This window comes from Pseudomonas fluorescens, assembly GCF_902498195.1.
In the GTDB taxonomy this organism is placed as follows: Bacteria; Pseudomonadota; Gammaproteobacteria; order Pseudomonadales; family Pseudomonadaceae; genus Aquipseudomonas; species Aquipseudomonas fluorescens_BU.
On record NZ_CABVIY010000004.1, the window covers coordinates 312,519 to 328,029 of the forward strand.

Below are 15,511 nucleotides of genomic sequence, written 5' to 3' on the forward strand. Positions count from 1 at the left end.
CTCTCTGAATGATCGCGTTGCCCAAGCGATTTACGCGAGCAGGCTCGCTCCTGCAGTCAGGTCGAAGACAGGTCCGTCAAAACGCGTACTGCAACCGGGTGTAGTAGTAACCACCGGTGAAACCGAACGGCGAGTAGCTGCCCCAGTTATCGCCGAACGAGGAGTTGGGTACGCCGATATGGTCGGGGTATTTGTCGAACAGGTTCTGCGCGCCGACGGCCACGGTCAGTTGCCTGGTAAGCGCATAGGCCACGTCCAGGTCGGTGATCCATTTGGCCGAGTAGTCGCGATCCAGGCTCGGGTCGCTGGAGCTGTTGACCTCGGTGTAGGTGCCATAGCGGGTCAGGCGCAAATTGACGTCGAAGTCCTGGATCGCCCAGTTGGCGGAGAAAATCGCCTTGCTGCTGGGTGAGGTCTTGGTGATCAGTGCGCGAGCCTGGCGGCCGAGCAACTGATAGCTGCTGTTGAGCGCCGTGAGTTGCGCCGGCGTTTCGTTGACGCTGAGGATTTGCGTGTGGTTGTAGTTCAGCGCCGCGGTCCATCGCACCGAGCCGAAGCTATTGAGGTTCTGCCGATAGTTGCCCACCACATCGACCCCTGAGGTGCGCGTGCTGGCGCCGTTGGTGAAGTATTGCGCGCCGGCGGTGGCGGGCACGCCGATGCCGTCGAGCAGGGCTGCGACGTCCGCGCCCTGGAAGCGTTCGCTGAGCACCAGGCGGTCGCGCAGGTTGATCACGTAGCCGTCCACGGTCAGGCTCAAGTCTTCGCTGGGGGTCAGGGCGAATCCGAGGCTGAAGTTGGTCGAGCGTTCAGGCTTCAGGGACTCGGCCCCGAGCGCCTGGGCGCCCGCCGAATCCACCGGCAGGATCACGTAGTTGTAGGACTGGTAGACGCCATTGATGGTGTCGAACCCGGTCGAACGCGCGGTGAAAATCTCGTTGGCCAACGACGGTGCGCGAAAGCCGTTGCTGATGGTGCCGCGCACCGAAAACACCGGGTTGAACTCGTAGCGGCTGCTGATCTTGCCGCTGCGGGTGCTGCCCACGCCTTCGTTGTAATGCTCGTAGCGCGCGGCGACGCCCAGGTACCACTGCTCGACGGGGTAGAAACCCAGGTCGATGTAGCTGGCGACGTTGTTGCGACTGACTTTCTGCGCGTCGTCCGGGGTGATGCCGTTGGTGACTTGCGCACCCGGATCAGGACGTTGCCCGGCGCGTGGATGGCCGGCCGGGAACACATAGCCGCCGTTAATGTAAGAGGCTTCAGAGCCGGCCTTTGTCTCGTAGCCATCGCGTCGATGCTCGAAACCGAAGGCGACATCCAGGGGCTTGGCCAGGCCGATCTCGTAGCTGTTCTTCAGGTCCAGGTTGGTGGTCAGTTGATCGGCGATGTAGATGCCGGAGGTGAATTTGTTCGGCGTGTTTTCGCCCAGCGACGGGTTCTGGTTGTCGTAGGTGCGCTGCTTGGCGTAGTTGCGCCCGTAGGTGGTGCTCAGATCCCAGGCCCAGCCGCCAATGCCGATGTCATCGCCCCGGGCGCCGATGGCGGACTGGAAATCGGTTTCGTTGATCAGCCAATACGGGCTGTAACCGTCGGGGAAGCCGTTGGGACCGGTGGTGATGGTGTTGCGGCCGCTGGGCAGGCGGAAGTTCTGGCCATCATTGTTTTCGCGGGTGGCCAGGGTCGAGAACGAATACAGGGTGGCCGCGTCGTTCAGCGGCAGGTCGAGGTTGTACGCGACATCCGCCAGTTGGCTGCGGGGCAAGCCGTAGCCTTTATAGGTGTGATGGCTGGCGGTGGCCTCGCGCGGATCGGGCGAACCGTCCGCCAGTGGATAGTAATGCGAGCTGTAGCCATTGCTGCCGGCCTTGTTGTCGCGCTCCTGATAGCGGGTGTCGAGCGAGACGTTGAGCACACCGGCCTCACCCACTTCGAAACCATAATTGAGCGCCTCCGTTGCGGTGCCGCGCTTGCCGTCGTAGTTCTGGCCCAGGGTGGTGTCGGAACTGCCGCCGGTGGTCTGCTTGAGGATAATGTTGATCACCCCGGAGATCGCGTCCGAACCGTATTGCGCGGCCGCGCCATCGCGCAGCACCTCGATGTGATCGATGGCGGCCACCGGGATCAGGTCCAGGTCGCTGGGCGCGGCGCCGCTGTTGATGCCGTTGATGTTCAGCGTCGCACTGGTGTGCCGGCGCTTGCCGTTGACCAGCACCAGCACATGGGACGCGGTCAGGCCGCGCAGGGTGGCCGAGCGCACCACGCCGCTGGCATCCCAACCGGCGCGGTCAGGCAGGTTGAACGACGGAATGAATTTACTCAGCGCCTCCAGCAGGCTCGGTTTGCCCACGGCGCGCAGCTGGTCGCCCGTCACCACGTCGATCGGTGTCGGGCTGGTGGTGACGGTGCGTTGCTCGGCGCCACGGTTGCCGGTGACGACCACGGTGTTGAGGGTTGGCGAGCTGGTTTCGGCGGCTTCGAGATGAAACGAGGCGAGGCCGCAGGCGATGGACAGCGGTACTAACAACGGGCGATAGGAAGGCGCCGTGCGGCGCGCTGGGCAGTTGACCATGAAGGTGAAGCTCCTGAATAACGGGTGATTTCCGTGTCACTTCTTGCGAGCGGCAACGGCCTCGATTTCGACCAGGCCACCGGGCAGCGGCAGGGCGACGACCTGAATGGCGGTACGTGCCGGTTTGTTGGGTTGCGCGGCGCTGCCGAAGAACGGCGTGTAGCCTTCTTGCAGTCCGGCGAAGTCGAGCTTGCCGCCCTTGGCCGGATCACCCACCAGGAACACCCGCAGCTGCACCACATCGCCCAGGCCCAGGCCCTGGGCCTCCAATACGCCCTTGAGCTTGTTCAGGATCGACGTGGTCTGGATGGCGGTATTGCCATAAGCGGAAAAGCAGTCCTTCTCGGCTTTGGGGTCGTGCAGGTCGGCCAGCAGGCCGCTGACGAACAGCAACTCGGTTTGCGCCGGCACCGACACCGCCAGCGAGATCGGGAAGTTCGAGTTGGGCAGGGCGATACGCTTGATGTCGTCGGCGTGGCTGGCGAGGGCGGTGGCGGTCATGAGGATCCCTGTGAGTAAGGTAATGGCTTTCATCGTTCAGTCCTTGTGTTTGAAATGGTTACCTGTAGGAGCGAGCCTGCTCGCGATGGGCGTTAACGATGACGCGGGAAACCTGACACCCCCGCGGTGCTCATGAGTCCATCGCGAGCAGGCTCGCTCCTACAGGGGGCATGGGATCAGGCGGCGACGCCCGATTGATTGCGTTCGGCGTGCCGGCCGATCAGCGAGACGATGCGTCGCGCCGAATCGGCCGCGCTGTTCTGCCAGATGCCGACGCCGCCATGGGCCAGGGCATCGCTGGCCAGGTAGGTGCGGCCCTGGGGTTGGTTGAGAAGCTGGTAGGCGCTCTCGCCGACCTCGTCGTTGACGATCCACGGGCCTTTGCTGAACGGCACCTTGGCCCAGTTGATGGCCACCGGTTTTTGCAGCTTGGCGCTGTGGCCGGGGTGCAGCAGCTCCACGGCCTGCCGGGACGAGGCAAACTGTTCGGCGAGGGATTTGCGGCTGAAGGCCTGGGCCGATTCGCTGGTGTTGTAGGCCGCCACCAGAATCCCTTGTGCACTGTTGAGGCGATCGCTGGGGTACCACAACCCTTTGACTTCATGGTCCAGGTAAGAGAGGCCGCCATAGATGTTGAAGTCGGTTTCCCAGAATCGCGGCGACTGCCAGGCGACCTTGTTCGCCTGATCGCTTTGCGCCGTCTCGATCGCCTGCTTGAACGGCTGGCTGAAATTGCTCGGCAATTTGGCCAGCAACGGCAGGGGCACCGTGACGATGGCGTAGTCGGCGCTCAGGGTCTGGGTGGCGCCAGTCTTGCGATCGCGGTAGCTGATGCGGCTGCCTTGTTCAGAGGTCTGGATATCGCTGACTTCGGCATTGAAGCGCACCGCGTCCTTGAGCTTCTCGTAGAACGCGTAGGGGATGCGGTCCATGCCACCGACCGGCTGGAACATGGTCGAGGAGAACTCCGGGATTTCGTCGAACACCAGCGCACCCCAGAGCTTGGGGTTGAGCAGGGTCTGCAGTTCCAGCGGTGCGCGGGTGATGCCGGTCTGGTCGCCGGCGCCAGGCACGCGGTTGTACCCCGAGCGCACCGAGCCCTTGTACTGCAAGTCGGCATTCAGGTCGCCGTAGACCTTGAGGAAGCTCAGCAGCGCCTTGCGGTCATCCGCGCTCAAATCCTGGTCCAGGGCTTTGCGGCTGACGGTGCGCGCCAGCAGCTCGGACAGTTGCCCGCGGGTGTCGTTGACCGCCTGGCGCAGCTGGAACGCCGGCTGTTTCGGGTCCGGCAGGGCCAGGGCGTTGCGGCTGCTGTTGACCAGCACTTGCAGTTCCACGCCCAGCTCGCGGCAGTACCCGAGAATGGTCTGGTGATGGCTGGGGATGCGCGCTGGACCTGCGTTGAAAAACTGCCCGTCATCGAAGTCGACGGTCTGGCTGACGCCGTCGTCGAAATCGATTTTGCTGCCGCGACGCAGGGTCCAGTTGCGTCCGCCCACCCGCTCGCGGGCTTCGAGAATGGTCACGGTAAAACCGGCCTTGCGCAGTTCATAGGCACTGACCAGCCCGGATATGCCGGCGCCGACCACCACCACATGCTTGCCTTTGCCACTGCTGCCCAGCTGCAGCGGGTTGAACGTCGCTGCCACGGCCTGAGGTGTCAGGCCCAGCGCCCCGAGGGCGCCGACAGCAGCGGAATAGCCGCCGACAGCGGCAATGCGGGAAATCAGTTCCCTGCGGGTGAAAGCCATGATGTCGCTCCTTGAGGTTGTTGCTTGTCGATTCCCCCTGTAGGCGCTGCCGAAGGCTGCGATCTTTTGATCTTGATCCTTAAAAACAAGATCAAAAGATCGCAGCCTGCGGCAGCGCCTACGGGGTTTGCGTTAAGGGTTAGAGGTCGTAGCGCACGGACAGCAGGACGGTTCGCGGGTCGTTGATCGAGTAGTAGCGGGCGCCGCTGGAAGGCACGTAGCCGACCGATTGCGGGTAGGCGCGATCGAGCAGGTTTTTCACCGCCAGGGTGGTGGTCCAGTGGCCGTCGCCGGAGATGTAGCGGGTGTTGGCGTTCCAGAAGGTCTGCTTGGGGATTTCCTGGATGTCGTCGTTCAAGGCGTTGGCGTAGGACTTGGTCTGGAACTGCGCATCGGTGCCCGCCAGCAACGTGCCGGGCAACCCGGCCGGGATGGTGTAGTTGAGGCCGACGCTGGCGTTCCAGCGTGGCGAGAACACCAGCTGTTTGCCGTTGGCATCGACACCGGGACCGCTGGCATTTTCGAAGTCGTCGTACTGGCTTTGCAGGTAGCCGACGTTGGCGGTCAGTTGCAGGTCGCGGGTCAGGGCGGTGAGGGTTTCCAGTTCCACGCCGTAGGTGTGGGCCTGGCCGACGTTGGTCCGCAGGCTGACACCCAGCCCGGGGTCGTAGGCGTTGGTCTGCAAGTCTTCATAGTCGTTGTAGAACAGCGCGAGGTTGGCGCGCAGGCGCTGGTCGAAGAAGTCGCCCTTGAAGCCGGTCTCCCAGGTGGTCACGTCTTCCGGCGAGAACGCCTGTTCGGCGGCGGCCCGGGTGGGTGCGCGGTTGTCATAGCCACCGGCCTTGAAGCCCTTGGCCACGTAGGCGTACTGGTTCAGGTGCGGGGTCCAGGCGTATTCGAAGCCGATTTTCGGGCTGGTGGACTGCCACGACTTGCTCGAATCGGCGCTGAAGTTGGTCCCGGTAATCTGCCGGTTGGTGGTGATCGCATAGTTGGTGTAGTCGAAATTCTTGTGCTCGCGGGTAAAGCGCAGCCCGGCGATCAGCGACAGCTTTGGCGTGATTTTGTAACTGCCCTGGCCGTACAGCGCGTAACTCTCGGTGTTGGTCGTGCTGTACTGGCCCTGGCCGATCACCCGGTTGCGCGCGACGGAATAGGTGAGGTTGTCGCGGTCGGCGTCGAATGTTTCGCGGTACAGGTACAGGCCGGTGCTGAAGCTGAAATCGTCGTAGTCGCCGTTGAGTTGCAGTTCCTGGGTGGCGTAGTCCTGCTTGTAGAGGATCAGGTTGTTCTGGATCAGCGCCGCCTGGCCCGAGTTGTCATAGTTGACCGGCTGGTGAAAGGCCGAGTAGGCCGTGACCGATTTGAAGTTCAGGTGGTCGTCGATGGCATAGATCGCGCGCAGCACCGAGCTGCCCTGGTCCAGGCGGTTTTTCGGGTTGAGGCTGCTGTAGCTCTTGAACTTGTCGAAGCGGCCGTTGGCGTCGAACGGCGTGTAGCTGGTGGTGTCGCCCCGGTCGAAAGTGCCGGCCAGGGTCAGCTGCACATCCCACGGCGAATCGTCCGGGTTGTAGCGCAACTTGCCACGGTAGGACTGGATGTCGATGTTGTTCACATCCGAGTGGCGGGTCGGGTCGGAAACGGTGCCGTCGCGGGTCAGGCGAATCGCCGAGAAGCTGCCGAACAAGGCGTTGTCCACCAGCGGGCCGCTGATCAGCAGGCGGCCGTTCTGCGCGTTGTAGTCGCCGGCCGCGAGTTCGAAGAAACCCCGGGTTTCCTGGGTCGGATCGCGGGTGATCACGCGGATCGCGCCGGCGCTGCTGTTACGTCCATACAGCGTGCCCTGGGGACCGCGCAGGACTTCGACGCGCTCGACGTCGTTGAAGTCGAGCATCGAGGAAATGGCCCGCGGGATGTACAGGTCATCGGCGTACACCGCAACGGCGGCCTCCTGGATCGGATCGGTCTCACCGATGCCGCGAATCCCGTAGGTTTGCGCGCTGTAGGAAATCGACTGGCGACTGAGGGTCAGGTTCGGCACCTGCCCGGAGAGGTCGCGGATGCTCTTGATCTGCTTGTCTTCGAGGGCCTTTTCGTCGAACGCGGAAATGGCCAGCGGCGTCTTCTGCAGGTCTTCGCTGTGGTGTTCGGCGGTGACGGTCACGACGGGAAGGGCACCTTCGCGGGTGCTTTCTTCGGCGTGGGCCGACAAGCCGAAGATCGCCAGGGACACGGCCAGGGTCAGACGGTTTGAACGAAAGGTGTTGTGCATGGTGAACCCCAGGTGCGTAAGTGCGGCGTTGGCGTCGTTATGTTTTTTTTGGGCAAAGCGTGGCCGTGGCCATGGTTTGAAAGCCATGGCGGGATTGGCTTGGGCCGGTGTCGATTTGGCTGTGATGCGTTTGACCGTGGGGTGGTGTCGGCCGGAAAAAGAGCGGTTCCGTGGGCCTCCACCTGGTCAGGGGTCGGTGATGGTTGTAACAATATTTATATAAGCGATCGGTGTAAAAGTCCGATTAGTTATAAGGTAATTATAAAAAATGGACATTACATTGAGCGATTAAATGCGTAAGTCTGATGTTGTATTCGAGGGTCATGCACAACGCAAAGTGGGAGCGGGCTTGCTCGCGAAGAGGCAGTGTCAGTCGACATGAATGCTGTCTGACACACCGCTTTCGCGAGCAAGCCCGCTCCCACATTGGCATTGCGTTTGGCTCAATAGCCGCGTTGCACGTTCGCTTGATTCTCCAGCGCCAGGCCGTTGAGGAACCGTTCGAGATTGGCCAGGAAACTGTCAGCAATCTCATGGCGACTGTTACTCGAAATCGCCGAGGTGTGAGGCGACAGGCGCACCCGTGGATGGGCGTAGAGCGGATGCCCGTCCGGCAACGGCTCCGGCTCGGTGACGTCGAGCGAGGCCAGGCCGATGCTGCCGTTGTCCAGGGCTTCCAGCAGCGCGCCATGGTCAAGCAAGCCACCCCGGGCGATGTTGATCAGGTGCAGGCCCGGTTTGGCGCTGGCGAGCACGGCGCTGTCGACGATGTGCCGGGTCGCCTCGGTCAGGGGCGCGGCCAGCACCAGATGATCGGCGCGGGAAAACAGCTCATGGATATCCCGCGCCGCTTCCACGCCTTCAACGTCGAAGGGCGTCTGGCTCTCACGCAGCGCCACGACCTTGATGCCCAGGGCCTGGGCCTTGGCGGCCAGGCTGCGGCCGATGGCGCCAAAGCCGAGGATGCCCAGGGTGGTGCCCTTGAGCGGCGTCAAGGCGGTGAAGCTCCATTGCGCGTCATGCACCCAGATGTCCGGCAGGCGCTTGGCCGCGGCAAAGATCGCGGCCAGGGCGAACTCGGCGATGTTCTCGGCGGCGCTGCCGCGCGAGGTGCTCACCGGCGGACCGCTGAACAGCCATTTGGGGTAGAAGTCGATGCCCGAGGACACCACCTGAATCCATTGCAGCCCATACGGCCAACCCGGTGGCGGCGTGTCCGGTGCCTGATAGCCGCGCACATTGATCGGCCGGGCCAGCAGCACGCCGACGTCGGCTGGCAAGTCGCTGGGCACCCCGGCAGGCACGCCGAGCACGCGGGCCTCGGGGTGGGTCGTGGCAAGGCGCTGGCGGATCACTTCATTGAAGTCTTCATCCAGTTGGCTGGCGATAACGAGTTGGCTCATGGGCGTTCCTTGGACTGGGATGCGGACTGACGCTGGGCGAAGACGGCTTTGCCGACGCCTTGCAGGATGGCGTCGTTTTGCGGTGTGTGGACGCGGCTGCACAACACATCGCGATAGTGCCGTTGCAGTGGGTTTTGGCGTGACAGGCCGGGATTGCCCGACGCTTCGATGGCCAGCTCGACCGCGCGAATCGCGTTGCCGGTCACCAGGTATTTGAGTTGCGCGGCGTTGCTGGCCGGTGTGTGCCCGCTGGAGGCGGCGTCGAGCAGACTGCGGTTGGCGAACAGCAGGGTGTCGATGTGGCCGAGGGTTTCCTGAAAGCGTGGCAGGGTCGACAGCGAGGCGCCGAGGTTGGACGGTTTGCGGGTCTCCAGCCAACCCACCAGCCAGTCGCGCGCGGCCTGGGCGACACCGTCGTAGACCGACGACAGCAACACCGACATCCACAGGAAGCCATCGCCGTCGAGTTCCGGTTGCGGTGCGCTCCAGCGACTGACGCTGACCGCGTGATCCAGTGGCACCAGCACGTTGTCGAACACCACCTCATGGCTGCACGTGGCGCGCATGCCCAGGTGATCCCAATCTTCAATGATGCTGATCCCCGGCGTGTCCTTGTGCACCAGGAAGGCGCCGACCAGCGGATCCTCATCGCTGCTGCGCGCCCAGACGCTGAACCAGGTCAGGCCATGGCTGCCGGTGGAGTAGATCTTGCGGCCGCTGATTCGCCAGCCGGCCGAGGTACGCCGGGCCACGGTCGCCGGCAGGCCGCCGCGCGCGGGAGTGCCCAGGTCCGGTTCGACGCGCAGGGCGTTGATCAGCGCGCCGTTTTGCACGGCGTCCTGCGCCACTTGCAGGCGCAGGGCTTCGGGCCAGTTGGGGCTGTCCTGCAGGCGCGCATGCTGGATGTACTGCATCACCAGGATCAACGCCGTCGATGGCTCGCCTTTGGCGACAGCGCTGATGGCCTTGCGCGCTTGTGCGAGGCTGGCGCCGCCACCGCCCAGGGCTTTGGGCACGGTCAGCGCGACGAGGCCGTGTTCATGCAACAGCTTGAAGTTGTCCGCAGGGAAGGCGCCGCTTTCGTCATACAGGTGCGCACTGGCGGCCAGTTGTGCGCTGAGGCGTTCAAGCAGTGCTTCGAAATGGGCGACTTCGATGGAGCGCAGCGGTGGAGACAGTTGAGAAGAAAGGCTCATGGTCACGCTCTTGAATCAGATGGCGATTTGCACCGGGGCTTGCCCCAGCAGCTGTTCGACGGCACGGATCACCGGGTCGGCCTCGGTACGCACCAGCCAGTCCGGGCTGACCTCGGCGAAGGCCACGGTGCCGTCCCGGGCGATGACTACGACGGTGGGTTGCGGCAGTTCCCAGGTGCCGGTGCCGGTGGTTTCACCGATGCTGGTGCCCTTGGCCAGTGCGGCGTTGCGCGAGGCTTCATCGAAGCTGTAGAGGATGCCCAGGCGGCGACCGAGCCGGTTGTCCGGGTCGCTGGCCACTTGCAGCGCCAGGTCGTGGCGGGTCTTGATCTCCACCAGGCGCTCCGGCACCTGCGGGCTGACCGCTACCAGCGGCACGCCCAGGGCGTGCAGTCGCGGATAGAGCCGGCGCTGGTAATAGGGCAGGGCGATGTTGCACGCCGGGCACCCGGCGAAGCGGAAGAAAATCAGCACCGCCGGGCCGTTGGCGAGCAGCGCGTCGCGGTCCAGGCTGCCACCCTCGACCTTCAATAAGGTGAAGGGCTCAAGGGTGTCGCCAGCCCTGACGAAGTCGTCGGTCCGGGCTTCATCCACCAGGCGCTGGCGCTGATTGATGTTGACCTGCAACGCCGCCGGTTCCCAGGTCGCCACCCGTTGGGCATGCAAGTCCGCCAGCAGGCGGTTGAGGGATTCGCTCATGCCAGGGCCTCGCTTTCTTGCTGTTCGGTGATGGCGGTGTGCGCGTGACGGTTGACCGGGACTTGCAGGTCAAGGTGGTCACGCAGGGTGTTGCCGCGGTATTCGTCGCGGAACAGGCCGCGCTGTTGCAGCACCGGCACCACCAGCTCGGTGAAGTATTGCAGGCCGTCGGGCAGCAACGAATTGATGATGAAACCGTCCGCCGCGCCGTGTTCAAACCACGTCTGGATCGCGTCGGCGACTTGCTCGGGCGTGCCGACGAAATCACGGCGTGGCTGTGAGAAGCGCAGGGCGACCTGGCGCAAGGTCAGTCCTTCATCCTTGGCCAGCTGCTTGATCCGGTCCGATCCGCCTTTCTGGCTGTTGGACCCCAGGTCGCCCAGCTCGGGGAACGGCGCGTCCAGCGGATACTGGCTGAAATCGTGGTCATTGAAGGGGCGGCCGAGGGCGACGATGGCGTCTTCGATGGACACCAGTTCCACGGCCTGTTGATAACGGCTTTCCACTTCAGCGGCATCGCGGCCCACGATCGGGCGGATACCCGGCAGGATCGACAGTTTTTGCGGATCGCGACCGAAGCCTGCGGCGCGTGTTTTCAGGTCCAGATAATAGGCCTGGGCATCTTCGAATTTTTCCGGGCTGACGAAAATCGCATCGGAGTTCTGCGCGGCGAAGTTGCGGCCATCCTCGGAGGTGCCGGCCTGGAAAATCACCGGCTGGCCTTGCTTCGAACGGGAAATGTTCAGCGGGCCCTTGACCGAGAAAAACTCACCCTTGTGGTCCAGGGCGTGCAACTTGCCAGGGGTAAAAAACTCGCCGCTTTGCTTGTCGTAGGCAAAGGCGTCGTCTTCCCAGGAATCCCACAGGCCCTTGACCACATTCACGTGTTCCTTGGCGATGCGGTAGCGCACGGCATGGGGCGGGTGTTCGCTCTTGCCGAAGTTATCGGCGGTGCCGCTGAGCCACGACGTCACCACATTCCAGCCGGCGCGACCGCCGCTGATGTGATCCAGCGAGGCGAACTGGCGGGCGACCTGGAAGGGTTCGGTGTAGCTGACGGTGACGGTCGCCACCAGCCCGATGTGCTGCGTGGTGGCGGCCAGGGCCGAGAGAATGGTCAGCGGTTCGAAGCGGTTGAGGTAGTGCGGGCTGGACTTCTCATGGATGTGCAGGCTGTCGGCGATGAACACGAAATCGAACTTGCCGGCCTCGGCCAGTTGCGCCTGTTGCTTGTAGAAGTCGAAGCTCACGCTGGCGTTCGGGCGGGCCTGCGGGTGGCGCCATTCGCCCCATCCGTGGCCGACGCCGTGGACCATCGCACCGAGTTTCAGTTGGCGTTGTTTGCTCATGGTCTTACTCCTGAATCCGTCGCATCGTTATCGAGATGCCTGGTTGAGTGGGGCACGCTTGGCGTTGAAGCTCTTGTCGAAGCCTTGGGAAACGTCGATGTGTTTGCCCAGGATTCCTTCCTGCTGATAGATGTCGGCGGTGGTTTGCAGGCCGCTGATGACCTGGTCGTCGATCTCCACCGGTGCCATGTGCGTGCCCTTGGCCACGGCGATGTGCACGTCCAGCGGCAGGCCGGTGACGCGCGCCTGGGCGGCGGCGTATTCCTCGGGATGGGCATTGGTCCAGCGATAGGCGCGGTCGACCCGGGCGATGAAGTCGTCGAGCTGCTGGCGTTTGTTGGCGATGGCCTGGCTGGTGGCGGCGAAGTACAGATGATTGGTCAGTAACTTTTCGCCGCTGACCAGCACCTTGGCCTGGTTCTGGGTGGTGGAAATGGTGGTGTAGGGGTCCCAGGTCGACCAGGCGTCCGCGCTGCCGTTGTCCAGCAGGATGCGCGACTCGCTCGGCAGCAGGTAGATGAACTGCACGTCGCTGGTGCTCAGGCCGGCGCTGCGCAAGGCCTTGATCGCCAGGAAGTGGCCGATGGAACCGCGGGTGGTGACGATCTTCTTGCCTTTCAGGTCGCTGGTGGTGTTCAGCGGCGACTCCTTGGGCGCGAGGATCGCGGTGGTGTAGCGCCCCTCGGCGTGCACGATGCTGACCACCTTGATCGGCGCGCCGGCGCCCAGGGCAAACACATAGGGGGCATCGCCCAGGGCGCCGATATCGACGGCGCCGGCATTCAGCGCTTCGCCCAGCGGCGCGGCGGCGGGGAATTCGGAAAACTGGATGTCATAAGGCACGTTCTTCAGCTCGCCGGACACGTCTAGCAAGACCTTGATCGACGACTTCTGATTGGCCACCAGCAGCGGCTGCAGGTCGGCGGCGTGAGCGCAGGCAGCGAAGCCCAGGGTGAGAGAGAGGCTCAACAACAGGGATTTGGGTGACATGGGGAACTCCAGGCAGATTGTTGCGCTTCGAAAACCTCCGCCTGGAGAAGGGGTCGGTGTGGGATTGACGTTATCTCTATAAGAATTCGCTGTGAAATTCTTTTTGGTTATATGCTAATTATTAAGTTATCTGATTATTTATGTTTGAATTATAAAAATAATGCATTTAATGCGATTGAAGCCTGTGGGAACGGGCTTGCTCGCGAAAGCGCCCTGGCAGGCAACATTGATGTCGACTGACACGGCGTCTTCGCGAGCAAGCCCGCTCCCACAGGTTCGCGCAGCGTCAGAAGTTGTAGGCCACCCGCGTGTAGTAGTACGCCCCGCCAAAACCAAACGGCGAGAACTGTCCGTACTTGTAGCCGCCCGCCCAGTCCTGGATGCCGTTCTTATCCGGGTACACGTTGAACAGGTTGTTCGCCCCCAGCGCCACGGTCAGGTGCTTGGTCAGGTCGTAGGCGGCATCGAGGTCGGTGATCCACTTGGCGCTGAATTTGCGGTCGTTCGCCGGGTTGTTGTCGCCTTCGATGTAACTGCCGAAACGGGTGAGCGCCAGGTTGAGGTTGTAGTCGGTGACCTTCCAGTTGGCCGCCAGGATCAGTTTCGATTGCGGCGTGGCGACGGTCAGGTCCTTCTGCAAGCGCCGGTCGAACAATTGCAGGCCCGAGCCACTGAGTTGCGGCGGGTTGTCCTGGATCTTCTCGATCTTGGTCTGGTTCCAGTTGTAGGCCGCGCTCCAGCGCACCTGGCCGTATTGCTCCAGTGGCTGGCGGTACTCGTTGATGATGTCGACGCCACGGGTCCGGGTGTCCACCGCGTTGGTGTAGTACTGGGCGAACAGACCCGGGGACAAGCCGTTGGCGACCAGCACCTGCGACACCGCCGCGCCGCCGAGCAGGCTGGTGGAGACGATGCGGTCGCGGATGTCGATCTGATAGAGGTCGGTGGTCAGCCGGTAGTTTTGCGTGGGCTCATAGGTGAAGCCGAAGCTGTAGTTCAGGGACTTTTCCGGCTTGAGTTTCTCTGCGCCCAGGGCCTGGGCCTCGGGCGTGTCCACCGGCAGCACCTTGACCGGCACCGAGACCTGCTGGCCGTTGACCACACCGCCGGAGGTGAAGGTCGACGAGGCATAAATGGTTTGTGCCAGCGACGGTGCGCGGAAGCCGTTGTTGAGGGTGCCGCGCAGGGCGAAGGCATCGGTGAAGGCGTAGCGGGTCGAGAACTTGCCGCTCCAGGTGCTGCCGATGTCCTGGGTGTAGCGTTCATAGCGAGCCGCCGCACCGACGTACCATTTGTCCGTCACATCCAGGCCCAGGTCGACGTAGCTGGCGACGTTGCTGCGGCTGATTTCCCCGGCGTCGTCGGTGCTGGTGCCGTTGTAGGAGGCCAGCCCCGGCAAGGGTGTGCGGCCGGCAAACGGCCCGCTGGGAATGACGTAGTTGCCGGGGGTATAGGACAGGAAGTCACCGGGCTCGATCTGGTATTTCTCCCAGCGATACTCGAAGCCGAAGGCGGTTTGCAGCGGGTTTTTCAGGCCGATGTCGAAGCCACGGTTGAAGTCGAGGTTGTTGGTCCACTGATCGAAGATCTGCGAGGCCAGGTTGAACGAGGTGGGGCTGGTCGGGCCCAGGGACGGGTTGAGGGTGTTGTTGGCGTTGAGCGTCGAGTCGTCCTCGCCCCAGGTGGAACTGGCGTCATAGTTCCAGCCACCGACCTCGCCCTTGAAGCCGCCCGCCACCTGGAAGTCCTTGGTGCGGTTGCGTCGCTGGGCATGGATGCCGTCGGGGTAGGGCGTGTTGGGGTCGCCGGCCAGCGACGTGATTTCGTTCGGCCGATAGTTGCCGGTGACCTTGGTGGTCTCCATGTAGCTGGCGGTGGAGAACGAGTAGAACTTCAGATCGTCCTGCAGCGGCAGTTCCAGGTTGTAGCTGACGTTGGTGACCTTTTCCCGGCCCAGGCCATAGCTGGGGTTCCAGCCGTGGCGATTGACGGTCTGGTCGCGGCTGTCGGGGAAACCGGGTAGCGAGTACAGATTGCCCGTGGCACTGCCGCTGCGGTCGAAGGGTTCCTGCTCCTTGGCGTCCAGCGCCAGGTTGGCGAAACCGTCGTTGGGCAATGTCAGGCCGTAGTTGGCGGTCTGGTGCACGGTGTCGCCGTCGCCGCTGCCGTATCGCCCGAAAGAGGTTTCGACGCTGCCGCCGCTGTCGTTTTCCTTGAGGATGATGTTGATCACCCCGGCGATCGCATCCGAGCCGTATTGCGCGGAGGCACCGTCGCGCAGCACCTCGATATGATCGATCGCCGAGACCGGAATCAGGTCGAGGTTGACCGGCACCGCCGCCGTGCCGATGCGCGCCAGGTTGTTGATCAGCGCAGTATTGTGCCGCCGCTTGCCGTTGACCAGCACCAGCACCTGATCCCCGGACAGACCGCGCATGGTCACGCCGCGCACTGACCAGGACGTGCCGCCGCCATTGATGGCCGGCAGGTTGAAGGAGGGCAGCAGGCGGGCGAGCAATTCCTTGAGCCCGACCTTGCCGCTGGCTTGCAATTGCTCGGCGCTGATCACGTCGATGGGCGAGGGACTGTCGGTGACGGTGCGGGGCTGACTGCCACGGTTACCGGTCACCACCACCGTGTTCAGGGTCTTGTCGGGTTCTTCGGCCTGGACCGGGATGCTCACGGCCAGCAGGCTCAGGGCGGCTGCACAGTAATGGAAGCGGGGTGACGTCATGGTACGGATTCCTGAAAGCATACAAACACCGCGCATCCCTGGTG

Annotated in this window: 10 protein-coding genes; all 10 read right to left on the minus strand. The window is 63.2% G+C overall.

Annotation, left to right across the window (positions count from 1 at the left end):
* Positions 1–76: 76 nt before the first annotated feature.
* Positions 77–2,572: a TonB-dependent receptor plug domain-containing protein gene (locus tag F8N66_RS16645; protein WP_150771216.1), complete on the minus strand. Its 2,496-nt coding sequence runs from the start codon at positions 2,570–2,572 to the stop codon at positions 77–79.
* Between the two features lie 36 nt (positions 2,573–2,608).
* Positions 2,609–3,106: a RidA family protein gene (locus F8N66_RS16650; RefSeq protein ID WP_150771217.1), complete on the minus strand. Its 498-nt coding sequence runs from the start codon at positions 3,104–3,106 to the stop codon at positions 2,609–2,611.
* Positions 3,107–3,249: 143 nt separating this feature from the next.
* Positions 3,250–4,824, minus strand: a complete 1,575-nt coding sequence (locus tag F8N66_RS16655; RefSeq protein ID WP_150771218.1) for a flavin monoamine oxidase family protein — start codon at positions 4,822–4,824, stop codon at positions 3,250–3,252.
* Positions 4,825–4,963: 139 nt separating this feature from the next.
* Positions 4,964–7,096: a TonB-dependent receptor gene (locus F8N66_RS16660; RefSeq protein ID WP_150771219.1), complete on the minus strand. Its 2,133-nt coding sequence runs from the start codon at positions 7,094–7,096 to the stop codon at positions 4,964–4,966.
* Positions 7,097–7,539: 443 nt separating this feature from the next.
* Positions 7,540–8,499, minus strand: coding sequence for a D-isomer specific 2-hydroxyacid dehydrogenase family protein (locus tag F8N66_RS16665; RefSeq protein WP_150771220.1), 960 nt, complete (start codon positions 8,497–8,499; stop codon positions 7,540–7,542).
* Positions 8,496–9,695: an acyl-CoA dehydrogenase family protein gene (locus F8N66_RS16670; RefSeq protein ID WP_150771221.1), complete on the minus strand. Its 1,200-nt coding sequence runs from the start codon at positions 9,693–9,695 to the stop codon at positions 8,496–8,498. Before F8N66_RS16670 ends, F8N66_RS16665 begins: the two co-directional genes overlap by 4 nt.
* Positions 9,696–9,710: 15 nt before the next feature.
* The gene (locus F8N66_RS16675) at positions 9,711–10,394 is read right to left on the minus strand and encodes a peroxiredoxin-like family protein (protein WP_150771222.1); all 684 of its coding nucleotides are present in this window, start codon (positions 10,392–10,394) and stop codon (positions 9,711–9,713) included.
* Complete coding sequence (locus F8N66_RS16680) at positions 10,391–11,743, minus strand: LLM class flavin-dependent oxidoreductase (protein ID WP_150771223.1); 1,353 nt, start codon at positions 11,741–11,743, stop codon at positions 10,391–10,393. The genes F8N66_RS16675 and F8N66_RS16680 overlap by 4 nt, the downstream gene beginning before the upstream one ends.
* A 27-nt stretch (positions 11,744–11,770) precedes the next feature.
* Positions 11,771–12,733, minus strand: coding sequence for an ABC transporter substrate-binding protein (locus F8N66_RS16685; protein WP_150771224.1), 963 nt, complete (start codon positions 12,731–12,733; stop codon positions 11,771–11,773).
* 286 nt (positions 12,734–13,019) lie between these two features.
* Positions 13,020–15,467 carry a TonB-dependent receptor plug domain-containing protein gene (locus tag F8N66_RS16695; protein WP_224790493.1) on the minus strand — a complete coding sequence of 816 codons (2,448 nt, stop codon included), beginning with the start codon at positions 15,465–15,467 and terminating at the stop codon, positions 13,020–13,022.
* Between the last annotated feature and the right edge of the window lie 44 nt (positions 15,468–15,511).